This is a genomic window from Neolewinella lacunae (assembly GCF_014349155.1).
GTDB lineage: Bacteria > Bacteroidota > Bacteroidia > Chitinophagales > Saprospiraceae > Neolewinella > Neolewinella lacunae.
The window spans coordinates 19,572-33,222 of the sequence record NZ_JACSIT010000115.1 but is presented as its reverse complement, the minus strand read 5'-3'; the positions used below and the strand labels follow the sequence as shown (position 1 = coordinate 33,222).

Genomic DNA, 13,651 nt, shown 5'->3' with positions numbered 1-13,651 from the left:
ACCGTTTACGCAAGCCCCTACTTCAACAACACCACCCGTTGGGTATACACCCGCCCCTCAGCGCGGAGGCGGACAAAGTACACGCCCGCCGGGGCGCGGCTGCCGGCCGCATTAGCATCCCAGTACCAGGCGTATTCGTTGTGGGCCGTGGTATTTGCGAAGCCGCTTTGCAGGACCTTTCCCGAGACGTCGAAGACTTCCACGGCAACGGGGGCAGTGAACGGCAGCCCGAAGGAAATGGTCGTTCCTGCGGTGAAAGGGTTCGGGGTAGCACGCACGGAACGGAAGACAGCTGCCTCCTGGTTATTCACACTCGTTGGGAAACAACTGGGTGGAACGATCACAGAAACCTGCTGGGTGCAGGTGCTGACCAGTCCGGAGCCATCGGTGGCCGTCCAGGTGATGGCCGAAACTGTGGGGCCAATGGCTACGCCCTGAAGGGTAGCGCCGTTGTCGAGGCTGTTGGCCAGGACTACGCTGCCGCAATTATCGGTGGCCGTCACGTCCAGGGTATTGTCCGTAGCGATGAAGTTGCAGTCCGTAAGTGTATCCGTTTGTACGGTAATTGCCGGGCAGGTCAGCACGGGTGGCGTGATGTCGTTTACGGTCACCGTAAAGGTACAGGTGGCGCTTTTGCCCGATTCATCGGTGGCGGTGACCACCACGGGGGTCTCCCCCGCAGGAAAGGCGGTACCGCTGGCCTGGGAATAAGTGATGCTGACGTTATCAGAGCAATCATCCGTAGCCGTAGCAGTGTAAGTGGCCACCGCCGTGCAGTTGTCGTTCCCATCGAGCATGATTGGTGCGGGGCAGGAGACTACTGGCGCGCTAGCATCCTCGCAAACGACGGTGCCCGCAGAGAATGAGACCTTGTCGATGATGACGCGCTCGGTGGAGGCGTCAAAACTAGCGGCCAGCGCGAACTGAATGGGTGCGTTGTAATTGCCCGTAATGGTGTAAGTATAAGTCGTCCAGACGCCGGTTTCCAATCCCGTCAAGCCGCTGGTCGCCTGGCCCCTGGCGTCTAAGAAAAGTTCGGTAGCTTGGCCATTCTGGACGATGGCCGCCACCAAGAAATCAACACCCGTCTCCGAGGTTTCGTAGGAGGTAGCGTTAACGAAATAGTCGAAGGATACCGTCACGCCAGTTTGGCCGGTGAGGTCAACGGGGGTAAAGAAAAGTAATACCTCGCCGTCGGTATCTTCGAAAACGAATCCCTGATTGCCGTCGGGAAAATTAAAACTGGCACTGTTGCTGACGCCTAAGGCATCGCCGTCCGTCAGGCCCGCATCGCCGCTGCTTCCGATGCGGTTAGGGATAAATACGGTGGTAAAGCCCAGTTCCTGCGCGGCGAAGCGGTGGCTCACGGAAGGCTGGCCCTGGTTGTTCATCAGTTCATGAGTGGTGAGGGGGTCGCCGGTGTCAAAATAATCCGTTGCTGCGCCCAGCGGCTCCTCGAAGCTGGTGCCGGGCGTAGCATCCGGCAAGCAATCTCCAGAAGCATTGGTGGTGATGGCCAACGGGGCCAGGGTCATGAGGTTGGTGCAGGTGCCTTCGCCGCGGATGAAGTAGGACGTTCCGGCCACGGCACCGGTAAACACGTCGAATTGGTCCGAAGAAGTTCGGCCTACCTCCTGGGTCGCCGCAGCATCAGCATAAATTACCCATTCCGTGGCGTTGTTCAAGGCTCCGGCGATGGTGATCCGGAAGGGTACCCCGGGGCAAACGGAAGCGGGCGACTGGGCCACTGTGGGCACCGTTGGCGCACTGCACACTGGCCAGTCGGCCTGGAGTGTTCCGGAGCTGAAGCGGATATTGTCGATGGCCATCTCTTCGGTTCCGGCGTTGGTATCGAATTCTACGACCAATTGAAGGGTGCGGCCGGCGGACGCGGAAAGGTCGGCCGTCAACGTTGCCCACATTTCGTTGCGGGGAATGGCCGCGTTGGTCGCGGAAAACAAGTCGGTGCGGGCACCGCTTAAGACGTCTTCCAGGTAGATGGCGATGCGGTCATCGCTCCCATCGCTGTTTTCGTAGCTCGTGTTGGCGATGATGTAGGCCATGGAAAACACCGTATTGACATCAACCATGACGGGGTTAAAACGAAGGGTGGCCAGCCCGTCCGGATCTTCCAGTACGTAAACCCGATTATTTCCGCTGGGCGGTGGGTTGGCGACAAAGTCGATGGTAAGGCTGCCCATGTTGTTATCGGCCGCAGCGGGTACGGTGACGTCGACGACGCCAAACAACTCGCCGTCCGTCAGGCCACCGCCCGTACCGCGGTTGCGGCTGGGGGTGTAGGTAACCTGGTAGCCGGGGACGTTGCCGGCGGTGGTGGCATTCGGGGCAGTTTGGGGCAGGGGGTTATTGACCAGAATGTGCTGAGTAAACGGTGAGCCTGCATCTACGTAATGATCCGTACCGGGCGTGCTGGTGGAGAAATCCTGGACGATCTGAGCGGGCAGGAGCCCCGTGGCCAAGACGGCGATTAGCATACTCAGTACGCAAAAATGGGGGCGAAGCAAGCGACTTGCGCAGGAGTGAAAGTGGAATGACATAGTGTGCGAATAAAGTTATGGATACGTGGTGTGTCACTAATATAGGTTCATTTAGCCTACCGAACCAACTCAGCACGGGGATGAACCGTGATTCGGGTACTTGTACGTACCCCAAAAGGGATTTTTACTTACTAGAAATGAGCCTTGCGTATTCCAGCGTCGGGGGGCTGGCACCTAACACCGCAAAGTGCTGGAATTGGTGGTTATGCACGGCCTTTCGCCCATCCGCCGCGCTGCATTTGGTGGCGGGGAAACCAAAGTAGCCTCCCGCACTAAACTTCCCCCCCTACCTTGGCCGTTCTAACGCTAAATCCAATACCCATCATGCCTAGATTATTCTCCTTCCTCCTTCTCTGTTCCTTTGCGTTGCTGGCCGTGAGCTGCTCGCCGAAAACGACCGCTGCCGCTGGCGAAGGCGGTGTAGACTGGGCCGCCCGCGCCGCCGAGTACAAGCGTAACCCCGATGCCCTGCGGCAACTGGTGGAAGACTGCGAAACTTCGCAACAGCAACTCATCACCACCCGCACCCAACTGGAGCAAATGCGCAACCAGGGTTCCTCCTCCGATCAGGCCCTGACCGCCGCCCGCAACGACGCAGCCAACGCCCGCAATGAAGCCGCCGCAGCCATCGCCCAGGTCAACCAACTCCAGCAGCAACTGGCCCAGGAACGCGCCAGCCGCAACGACCAGGTGGATACCGACCGCAATACCGTTGCCGGGGTCATCTTTCAGGTCCAACTCGGAGCCTTCGCCCAAAACACGGTTGATCCCAGCATGGCCACGGATAATGCCCTGGAACTCCAGGAACAAAACGGCCTGCAAAAGTTTGTCGTCAGCCAGTTCCGCACCTACGCCAACGCCGTACAGCTCCGCGATCGCCTGCGGCAAATGGGCGTGAAAGACGCCTTCGTAGTGGCCCGCAACAACGGCACCCGCATCGACGTCCAAGAGGCCATCCGCCTGGCTGGGCAGAATTAATGATGGCGGCTGAATAAGCCGCACAACCCACTGCAACAATCGCGGGCGGAGGTAGTTACTACCTCCGCCCGCGTCATTTACCAAACCCACCCGCCATGCACTTGAGCATTGAAGACATTGTTGCCCAGGAGTCGATGTACCGCCGTCAGTTTATGAACACCCTGCCCGGCCCGCGGGGGGTGCATCTGGTGGGTACGAAAGGCTACCGGGGGGTAGAGAACCTGGGGGTTTTCAGCTCGTTTGTCCACATCAGCGCCAGCTCGCCGCCGCTCTTGGGTTTCATCATGCGGCCACTGACGGTCCCGCGCCACACCTATCACCACATCAAGGCCAACGGCTGGTTTACCGTCAACACCATCCATCCCGGTTTCCTGGAGAAGGCCCACCAGACGAGCGCGAACTACCCGCTGGAGACGTCCGAGTTTGCGGCAACGGGGCTTACGCCCCTGTACAGCGAAAAGTGCAAGGCACCTTACGTAGCGGAAAGCCAGGTGCGCATCGGCCTCACTTTCGAAGAAGAGCACAAGATCGGGGGCATTGAGACCCTCTTCATTGTCGGAAGGGTCCAGGAAGTCTTCGTGCCCGATGCCGCCGTGGCCCCCACGGGGCACGTCGACCACGAACTGCTGGCCACGATGACCGTGGCGGGTCTCGATACTTACCACCATCCGGGTACAGCGCAGCAAATGCCCTACGCCCGGGTCATTAAGGGGGGAAAGGAGTAAGGGGAGAAAGGGGGAAAGGATTAAAGGGGCGCGGCCGCAGGTGCAGACAAGGTACGAACGAGCGAGGGAAGGCCCCACTCCTTACTGAACTATGAACTACTAAACTACTGAACTATATTAGCCCTTTGTATCAAATACCTCCCTTGCCGTGCGTCTCCTCCTCTTTGGCTTCCTTTGCTCCATTGTCCTGATCCCCTGCACCTGCGTCAGCGCCCAGAAAGCAGCGGAAAAATTGCCCACGATCGCCGAAAAAACGGCGGATATGGCGCTAAGCGAGGGCTTTTTCAATTATTACTGGAGCGACGACGAGGGCAAAATTTACCTGGAAATTGCGCGCTTTGGCGAAGAATTTCTCTACGTGAACAGCCTGGCGGCGGGTCTGGGCAGCAACGACATCGGGCTGGACCGCAACCAACTGGGCGATTCCCGCGTGGTGGCTTTCGAGCGCGTAGGGCCCCGGGTACTGCTGAAGCAACGCAACCTCGAATACCGCGCCATATCCGACAACGCCGACGAGGCCAACAGCGTACGCGATGCCTTTGCGCAATCCGTCCTGGAAGGCTTCAAGGTGGTGGCCAAAACGGAAGACCGCTGCCTGATTGACCTGACCCCCCTGCTGCTCAGTGATGCCCATGGCGTGATCGAGCGCCTGAAACGCAACAAACAGGGCACCTACAAAGTCTCCGCCGACCGCAGCGCCATTTACCCGGAGCGCACCAAAAACTTCCCAAAAAACAGTGAGTTTGAGGCGACGATCACCTTCACCGGCGAGGCCAGCGGCAGCCAGGTGCGCAGCGTGACGCCCACCAGCGAAAGCTTCACCCTGCGGATGCACCACAGCTTTGTGGAGTTGCCCGACGACCAATACCGCCCCCGCGTTTTTGACCCCCGCAGCGGCTACTACGAACGCAGCTACGCCGACTACGCCACGCCCATCGATCAGCCCTTGATCAAGCGCTTCATCACCCGCCACCGCCTGGAGAAAAAAGACCCCACGGCGGCCGTCAGCGAAGCCGTGGAGCCCATCGTGTACTACCTCGACCGGGGTGCGCCCGAGCCCATTCGCTCCGCCCTCCTGGAAGGGGCCAGCTGGTGGAACCAGGCTTTTGAGGCGGCGGGCTACCGCAATGCCTTCCAGGTTAAGATCCTGCCCGAAGACGCCGACCCGCTGGACGTGCGCTACAACGTCATCAACTGGGTACACCGCAGTACGCGGGGCTGGAGCTACGGCAGTTCCGTAACGGACCCCCGCACCGGAGAAATCATCAAGGGTCACGTCCTGCTGGGCAGCTTGCGGGTTCGCCAGGACTTTCTACTCGCCCAGGGACTCATTAAAGCCTACGGGGCCGACGGCATTACCCCCGACCCCCGTCTGGAGGAATTGGCCCTGGCCCGCCTGCGGCAGTTGAGCGCCCACGAAGTAGGCCACACAATCGGGCTGGCCCACAACTTTGCCGCCTCCACCAACCAGCGGGCTTCGGTGATGGACTATCCCCATCCCTACGTCACGCTGGAAAAGGGGCAGGTAGACTTCAGCCAGGCCTACGCCGTCGGCATCGGGGAATGGGATAAGCAGGCCATCAGGTACGGCTACGCGGATTTTCCCGTCGGCACCGACGAAGCCGCCGGACTCCAGGCCATCCTGACCGAAAGCGACAGCCTCGGCCTCCGCTACGTCAGCGACCCCGACGCCCGCCCCGCCGGCAGCAGCCAGGCCGAAGCCCACCTGTGGGACAACGGCGCCGACCCCATCGTGGAGATGAACCGCCTGCTGGTTTTACGCCAGCACGCCATGGACAACTTTGGCCCGGAAAACATCCCTTATGGCATGCCTTACTCGGAGTTGGAGTCGGTTTTCGTTCCGGTTTATCTCATGCACCGTTATCAGGTGGAGGCCGTGAGTAAGATGATCGGGGGATACACCTACGACTACGCCGTGCGCGAGCCCGATGCCCCCAAGGTCATCACCCCGGTGCACCCTCATCGGCAGGAGGCGGCGCTGAACGTTTTGCTCAAAAGTCTTTCCCCGGAAGTGTTGGCGGTGCCGCACCACGTGATTGCACTCATCCCCCCGCCCGCCCTGGGCTACTCGCGCAACCGCGAGCTGTTCAATACCCGCAACGGCGGGGGCTTTGACCCGCTGGCCATGGCCGCTGCGGCTTGTGATAATACGCTGGCCTTTTTGCTGCACCCCCACCGCCTGGCGCGCCTGGTAGAGCAAGGCACCCAGTATCCCCAAACCCAAAATCTGGCCATCAGTGGCTACCTGGAGCGCATCGCTTCTACGCTGGAAGACCAGGTGCGGCAAAACAAAACAGGCTACCCGGCGGCCCTGGCGGAGACGGCCGAACGGCGCATGGTGGCCCACCTGCTGCAACTGGCGGCGGATAAATCGGCCAGTGAAGACGTCCAGGCCGCCGCCCTCGCTGCACTGATTTCGTACCGGGGCAGGTCAGAACCAAGGGCCTACCTCAACCTCCCCCACGGCCCGCACTACCGCTACCTCATCACCCAAATCAATAACTTCCTCTCCGACCCCGGCAGTGTGGAACTGCGGCCAGCACTGGAGCTGCCCGATGGTTCCCCCATTGGCTGCGGAGAACTGCACTAAACCAGGCACCATGACGCTGCAACGTACTACTGCCGACCACCCCGCCTTCCGCCACCTGGTCCGATTACTCGATGCCCATCTGGCGGTGACGGACGAAGATGAGCACGACTTTTACCACCAGTACAACGGGCTGGAGCACATCCGCCACGTGGTGTTGGCCGAAGTGGACGGCGAGACAGTGGCCTGCGGCGCGTTTAAGGAATTCGACGCGGCTACCGTAGAGATCAAGCGGATGTACACCCTGCCGGAGCACCGGGGGGCGGGCATTGCCGTGGCCGTGCTGGAAGAGCTGGAGGCCTGGGCGACGGCGCTGGGTTACCGCCGGGGTGTGTTAGAGACGGGCATCCGGCAGCCCTACGCCATCCGGCTGTACGAAAAGCAGGGCTACCGGCGAATGGCCGAAAACTACGGGCAATACGCAGGGGTGGCCAACAGCGTTTGCCTGGAGAAAATGCTGGATTAGCCGTCTGGGGTAAAGTCCTCCGAGAATTGGGCTTCCACCCTCTTGGTCGGGCTGAAGCCCAACAATACCTTAGGTCAGGAAGGGGTAGGGCTCGGAGTAATTATCGGTGTAGAGCTCCGAGGGATCCGGGTAGTTGCTTTCTTCGGCGAACTGGGCGGCGTCGGCTACTTCGTCCTTCACGCTGTCCTTGATGGCCTTGATTTCGGCCTCGGTGGCCAGGCCGTTTTCGAGGATGCGGGCTTCGACGACCTTGATGGGATCCCGATCCTGGTACTCCTGCACTTCCGTCTTTTCGCGGTACTTGGCGGGGTCGGAAACCGAGTGGCCTTTGTAGCGGTAGGTCTTGATGTTGAGGTAGTACGGCCCCTTGCCGGAGCGGATGTGTTCGGCGGCGCGGGCTACGGCTTCGTGAACGGCCTCGGGGTTCATGCCGTCCACCGTTTCGCTGGGCATCTCGAAGCTGGCACCCAGCATGGAGAGGTCGGTAACGTTGCTGGTGCGCTGGACACTGGTGCCCATCGCGTAACCATTGTTTTCACAGATGTAGAGGGCGGGGACTTTCCAGGTCATGGCCATGTTCCAGCTTTCCCAGAGGGCACCCTGGCGGGCTGCGCCGTCGCCGAACATCACTACACAGAGGTTCTTGGTGCCGTTGTACATTTCGGCAAAGGCGATGCCGGTGCCGATGGGGATTTGGGCACCAACGATGCCGTTGCCGCCGAAGTACTTGTTCTCCTTGCTGAAGAAGTGCATTGAGCCGCCTTTACCTTTTACGATGCCGGTTTCTTTGCCGTAGAGTTCGGCCATGGCTGCGCGCATGGATACGCCGCGTCCCAGGGCCGTACCGTGCTGGCGGTAAGCCGTCACAATGCCGTCATCTTTTGTCAGGGCACTCTCCATACCCGCCGCAACGGCTTCCTGGCCAATGTAAACGTGGCAGAAACCGCGGATCAACTGCTGGCCGTAAGACATCAGGGCGCGCTCTTCGAAGCGACGGATGCGCAGCATCAGGGTATACCACTCGAGGTATTGTTCCTTGCTGTATTTCAGTCCCTTAGCGGTACCGTTTTGCTTAGCGGTCGGAGATTTCTTGGCCTGGGGGGTAGTCTTAGAGCTTGTTGTTGCCATGTTGGGTAGCGAAATTTCGCTGATTTGCGAAGGTTTACCCGCTAAATATAGGTTGCGGGTTGCGAATGCAATGGAAAGAATTCCATTTCTTATAGCAACCGGTTAAAAGTGGCTTGGTTTAGCCGTTGGAGTTTTTCTCTCGTGCGGGCTGCTCTAAATAGTCGGGCTTTGGGGCGCGGCCGCAGGTGCTCCCCCCCGGCCCCCCGAAGGGGGGAGTCAGGACAAGGAGCGAGGAGCGAAGCACGTAGAAAGCCCGGTTGAGGGGGCCCCACCCGAATAGCCATGTTTGGGGCGGGGGCATCCTCAACCGGGGGATTGATAAGATTAAGACCTTGGTAACGGGTGGGTTGGCAGATAATGCTTATCTTGCACTGGCTTTGCTTGCTTTCTCTTAAACCAACAATGAACGACCTTCTCCGACACGACCTAAGACGGTGGTGGCTGTTGCTGCTACTGGCAGCTCCTTTTGGGGGCTTGCTGGCGCAGTGTGAGGGGCCGTTTAACCTTGCGTGCCAGGCGGCAATCAACGTTACGCTGAACGACAATTGCCAGCGGACGATCGATCACCAGATGGTACTGACGGGCCTGGATCCTTGCCTGGAGGCCGAAGATTTTACGGTCTTGGTGGAGGATGATTACCGGCGCAATGCGGCCGTTGCCGATGGCCCTGGTCGTTTCCGCTACACAATTACCGGCCGGGGGACGCCCGAGTTGGAACGCTTTTTCTGCTGGGGTTTTGTGATGGTGGAAGACAAGACACCGCCGGCCTTCGTGGGGCTGGCGGAGGAAGTCACCCGGGGCTGCAACCTGGCTGCGGCAGCCGACGTCAATGCCCTGCCCGCCACCGTCAGCCGCTGCTACACCCTTGACCTGATTACCGGGCGGCCCGCACCCGGTACGCTGGCCCCTGCCCTGCGGGCGGCGCTGGAGGCCGGCACTGGCCTGCCCGTCGTTACGGATGGCTGCGGGGGTTCGGTGGAGGTGTGCGTGGCCGACCGCTACGACTTCCCCTACAACGATACCTGCCGCGACACGATCACGCTGACGCGCACCTATACCGCAACCCAGCTTTCGCCAGCGCATTCCACGGCACCTGCGGTCCGCGCCCAAAAAATTTACTTCGTGCGGCCCGATCGCTCCATGATCCGTGGGGTGGCCAACAGCGTGTTTATCCGTTGCGGCAATACGCCCATCGAGCTTGATAAGCCCGAGCCCCGCCCCGCCGACTACCCCTACTTCGAGACGGCCAACGGGCCGATTAACCTGGTGAGCGGCTTTTGCCAATTTCAGGTGACTTACAGCGATGGGGAGCGGATCAACGGCTGCGGCCGCAATTTTTCTTTCATCCGCACCTTCCGCCTTCTCGACTGGTGTGCGGGCGGCGTCGATACCGTTTTTACCCAGGTGGTGCAGGTGGGCGACAAGGAAGCGCCCGTGATCACGCTGCCCACCCAGGACAATGATTTTGACGGCAGCCCCGATACCGGTCCGCTCCTCTACTCCACCAACGACGGTGCCTGCGGTGCCATCGTCAATACCCGGCAGGGGGGCGTAACGGTAGCCGATGGCTGTGGTGCTGCCGTGACGATGACCGCTCTGGTGTACCTCCACGGCGTACTGGGCAGCACGCCGCTGGGGCCTTACGAAGTTTTTTCGCCGGACATCCAGCGGGCCCTGACCGCTCCCCTCCCCCTTGGCCAGCACATCCTGCGCTTCATCGCCACCGACGCCTGCCAGAATACGGCGGTAGCGGACGTGGACATCCGCATCTTTGGCGGCACAGACCCCGTGATGGTCTGCGAAGACCGCCTCAACGTCTCTTTGGATGGCAGCGGACTGGCCGTGCTGCGCACCGAAGTAATGGATGCGGGCAGCGCCGACGACTGTGGTCCGGTCTCCCTCCTCGCCGCCCGGGTAGATGCGGAAAACCGCCTGCTTTCCGAACTCGCTCCCCGGGTGATTTTCACCTGCGCCCAAATTGGCCTCAACCGCGTCCGCCTGGAGGGTACCGACGCCACGGGCCAAAACCGGAACCAGTGCTGGCTGGAGGTGCTGGTGGAAGACAAAATAGGCCCCACTTGCAACGCGCCAGCCGACGTTGCCATCTCCTGCACCGATTTTGCCGAGCGCTTTCCGCCCGACCTCGTCTGGGCCTTTTTCAATGACCCTGTTGCCATCGACCAGCAACTGGAGGATGCCTTTGGTGCGGTGACGGTGCTGGACAACTGCGACGGAACAAGGGAAATCCCTTCCGTCTCCGGCGAACTCAACAACTGCGGGGTCGGGCAATTCATCCGCCACTGGCGGGCCATTGACGCGGTGGGGCGGCAGTACCCCAACGTTTGCCGGCAGGTGATCGAAGTACGGGCGCGCCACGACTACTCCATCCGCTTCCCGGGCGACGAATCTTACCGCTGCGGGGAACTCCCCACGCCGGAGGACCTGACGGGTACGGAATCAGGCTGTGATCTGCTGGCCGTGAGCATCGATACCGACACGTTGGTGGCCGATGCCGCCAGTTGTTACAAGCTAAGGCTCACTTACGACGTCATCAACTGGTGTGAATACGACGGTATTTCCTCGCCCATTTCCGTGCCGCGGGACGCCGACCGCGACGGCAACCTCCGGCAGCCGGTTTTCCTCAACGTTGCGCCTCTGAACGGTGATGTATCCACCGACGACCGGCTGATTCTGGACCGCGATGCAACGCCTTTCAACGGCAACGACATCCGCGAGCTTTGGTCCAACTACGGCAGTTCCAACCGGCGCGGTTACTTCCGTTACCAGCAGTTCGTCCAGGTCTACGACGACGCGGCACCCACCCTGGAGGTTCCCGAGCCGGACCCGGGACTGGCCTTTACGGCCGACTGCCTGGGCGGCGTTATCCTGGCCTTTACCGCTACGGACGATTGCAGTTCGGCGAGCACCGCCGTGACGGTGGATACGGACGTCTTGGACCGCAACAACGACGGCGTAATTACTGGCCTGGATTTTGTGGGCGACCGCGAGATCAGCCCCAGCCGCTTCGTTGGGGACCCGGCTACGGGAGTGGAAGTATTCATCCGCAACCTCCCCATCGGGCGGCACCTGGCGCGGGTGCGCAGCAGCGATGCTTGCGGCAACGCCACCCAGCGTTTCGTCATCCTGGTGGTCAACGACGGCAAAGCGCCCACGCCCTCCTGCATCAATGTTCTGTCCACTAATCTTTCCCCCGACCCCGTCAGCGGCGGCATCGGGGTGGTGTGGGCCAGTGATTTCATTGCCAGTCCGCCGGAACTCTGCGTGGCGGCCGAGGTGACCTACTCCCTCTACACCGAAACGGAGGCCAACGCCGCCGGCTTCCTGCCCGAGCCGGGAAGAAACAACCTCCAGCTCAGTTGCGGCGACCGGGGCGAACTCTTCCTGCGGGTTTACGCTTTCGCGGGCGGCGCGAACGGACGCAGTGATTTCTGCAACGTCCGCCTGGTGGTAACGGACAACAACAACGCAGCCTGCTCTGACCGCAACGCCAGCATCAAGGGCTTAATCAAAACCCTGACCGGGCAGCCCATGGCCGATGTCTTGTTGTACAACGATGGCCCTACGACGCTGACCACGAACAGTTCGACAGAAGGCACCTTTGCCTTTACCGGCCTCGAAGAAGGGGAGGACTACACCGTTCAGCCCTACCTCAACGCCAACCCCATCAACGGCGTATCGACGCTGGACATGAACATTATCGGGCGCTACCTGCTCAACTTTGACGACGGATTGAGCCCCTACCAACTCATCGCCGCCGATGCCAACCGCAACGGCACCATCACCGTACGCGACCTGATCACGATCCGGGAAGTCATCCTGGGCCTCAAGGACGATTTTGATAACAATACCAGTTGGCGCTTCGTCCCCAAAGACTACGTTTTCCCCAACCCGGCTAATCCCTGGGCGGAAAATTTCCCCGAAGTAGGGAATTTCAACGACCTGGCGGGGGAAAACTTCATCGAATTCATTGCCATTAAGGTGGGCGACGTCAGCGGTTCTGCGCAGCCCAACCAGGGCTTTCCCGTGGGGGATGCTCCCGTGGTGGGCCGCACGGGTACGCGGAATGCTGACCAGCTGGCCTGGCACCCGGACGCGCAGCGTGAACACCTCTGGCACCTCCAACTGGCCGAAGGGGCGGCGCTGACGGCCTTGCAATTCAGTTTGCAATTACGCGGAAAAACCAGCGTGCTGCCCGGCCTGATCGGGGCCGAGGCCTACCGCCAGGACCGGGAGGGCATCCTTCACGTCAGCTACGCCCCGCTCCAGCTTGGCCCTATTCCCAATGCCGCGCCGCTGTTGAGCATTGACTTTGCGGGGGACGAAGCAGACCTGCCTCATTTGGCCAGCGGCACGAATGCGCTGCTGGCCGAAGGCTACGATACCCAGTTGCAACGCCATCCTTTGGGCCTGGGCAAAACACGGAGCGCCGAGGCAGGCAGCCACGCCACGCTGTACCCCAACCCCATGCGGGAGCGGGCCGTGCTTGATCTCACCTGGCCGGATGACGAGGCAGCTACCCTGGCCGTCCGCGACGCCACGGGCCGCAGCCTGGGTGCTTGGTCGGTGGATCTCCGCGCTGGCGCGAACCGGGTGAGCATCGACCGGCAGCGGCTGGTGCTGGCGGCTGGGCTCGTCTTTTTCGAAGTCCGGGGTGCCACCCACTCCGTTATCATCAAGGCCATCCTGCTCGATTGATTCGAGGGGCGCGGCCGCAGGTGCAAGGGGAGGGACTAGGATAGACGATAGACGATACTTGATATTGGATATTTGATTGGGCTGGCGCGACTCCGACGTTTTTCCGCTGCGAGGATGGGTGTTTGCTGCGACGTACAACCCCTGGACCTCATCTGGCAAGTCTGGCTCTCCATGCAACTCCATGCTCTAACTCCATGTGACTCCATGGGCTAAATCTCGTGCCGAACCAGAGGTCTGGATCCGGTCTGGAACAACTGCGACGTGAAACGTCTTGACCGTATTTGGTAGAAAAGTACAAAAATTTTTGCTGGAAGCAAAATCACAAATAATTGAAAATCAATGCTTTGCATTTTTAAAATCGTTTTTAAACGCCTATAAACGCAAGTATTCATTTAAAAAACCACTACGGTTACGGGGTACCTTCACCTTTGCATTGTCACCGGAAATGAGGAACTGGCTTGCCATTCGCTCT

At 60.4% G+C, this 13,651-nt stretch carries 7 protein-coding genes; 5 read left to right on the top strand and 2 right to left on the bottom strand.

Translation table 11 applies throughout. From position 1 onward, the window contains the following. Positions 1-17: 17 nt before the first annotated feature. Complete coding sequence (locus tag H9S92_RS12390) at positions 18-2,495, bottom strand: HYR domain-containing protein (RefSeq protein WP_187467026.1); 2,478 nt, start codon at positions 2,493-2,495, stop codon at positions 18-20. Positions 2,496-2,882: 387 nt separating this feature from the next. Here H9S92_RS12390 and H9S92_RS12385 point away from each other — a divergent pair, with 387 nt between their 5' ends. The 4 genes from H9S92_RS12385 to H9S92_RS12370 all read left to right on the top strand — a co-directional run bounded on the left by H9S92_RS12385 (position 2,883) and on the right by H9S92_RS12370 (position 7,335). Beyond that, positions 2,883-3,536 carry a hypothetical protein gene (locus H9S92_RS12385; RefSeq protein WP_187467025.1) on the top strand — a complete coding sequence of 218 codons (654 nt, stop codon included), beginning with the start codon at positions 2,883-2,885 and terminating at the stop codon, positions 3,534-3,536. A gap of 95 nt (positions 3,537-3,631) precedes the next feature. Next, positions 3,632-4,261 (top strand): flavin reductase family protein, encoded by a 630-nt coding sequence (locus H9S92_RS12380; protein ID WP_187467024.1) that lies wholly within the window; start codon positions 3,632-3,634, stop codon positions 4,259-4,261. Between the two features lie 148 nt (positions 4,262-4,409). Beyond that, positions 4,410-6,872, top strand: coding sequence for a zinc-dependent metalloprotease (locus H9S92_RS12375; protein ID WP_187467023.1), 2,463 nt, complete (start codon positions 4,410-4,412; stop codon positions 6,870-6,872). Positions 6,873-6,882: 10 nt separating this feature from the next. Next, on the top strand, positions 6,883-7,335 hold the full coding sequence (locus tag H9S92_RS12370) for a GNAT family N-acetyltransferase (RefSeq protein WP_187467022.1): 453 nt from the start codon (positions 6,883-6,885) through the stop codon (positions 7,333-7,335). A 69-nt stretch (positions 7,336-7,404) separates the two neighbouring features. Here H9S92_RS12370 and pdhA read toward each other — a convergent pair whose 3' ends face one another. Then, entirely contained in the window at positions 7,405-8,463 is a 1,059-nt protein-coding gene (pdhA, locus tag H9S92_RS12365) for a pyruvate dehydrogenase (acetyl-transferring) E1 component subunit alpha (RefSeq protein WP_187467021.1), read from the bottom strand. A 402-nt stretch (positions 8,464-8,865) separates the two neighbouring features. Between pdhA and H9S92_RS12360 the strand changes: the two genes are divergently transcribed. Beyond that, the gene (locus H9S92_RS12360) at positions 8,866-13,179 is read left to right on the top strand and encodes a hypothetical protein (protein WP_187467020.1); all 4,314 of its coding nucleotides are present in this window, start codon (positions 8,866-8,868) and stop codon (positions 13,177-13,179) included. Positions 13,180-13,651: the final 472 nt, after the last annotated feature.

What these genes read in the sequence shown, in the direction of transcription:
- H9S92_RS12390 (WP_187467026.1), bottom strand. Translation starts at nt 2,495, where the DNA reads ATGCTAATCGCCGTCTTGGCCACGGGGCTCCTGCCCGCTCAGATCGTC.
- H9S92_RS12385 (WP_187467025.1), top strand. Translation starts at nt 2,883, where the DNA reads ATGCCTAGATTATTCTCCTTCCTCCTTCTCTGTTCCTTTGCGTTGCTG.
- H9S92_RS12380 (WP_187467024.1), top strand. Translation starts at nt 3,632, where the DNA reads ATGCACTTGAGCATTGAAGACATTGTTGCCCAGGAGTCGATGTACCGC.
- H9S92_RS12370 (WP_187467022.1), top strand. Translation starts at nt 6,883, where the DNA reads ATGACGCTGCAACGTACTACTGCCGACCACCCCGCCTTCCGCCACCTG.
- pdhA (WP_187467021.1), bottom strand. Translation starts at nt 8,463, where the DNA reads ATGGCAACAACAAGCTCTAAGACTACCCCCCAGGCCAAGAAATCTCCG.
- H9S92_RS12360 (WP_187467020.1), top strand. Translation starts at nt 8,866, where the DNA reads ATGAACGACCTTCTCCGACACGACCTAAGACGGTGGTGGCTGTTGCTG.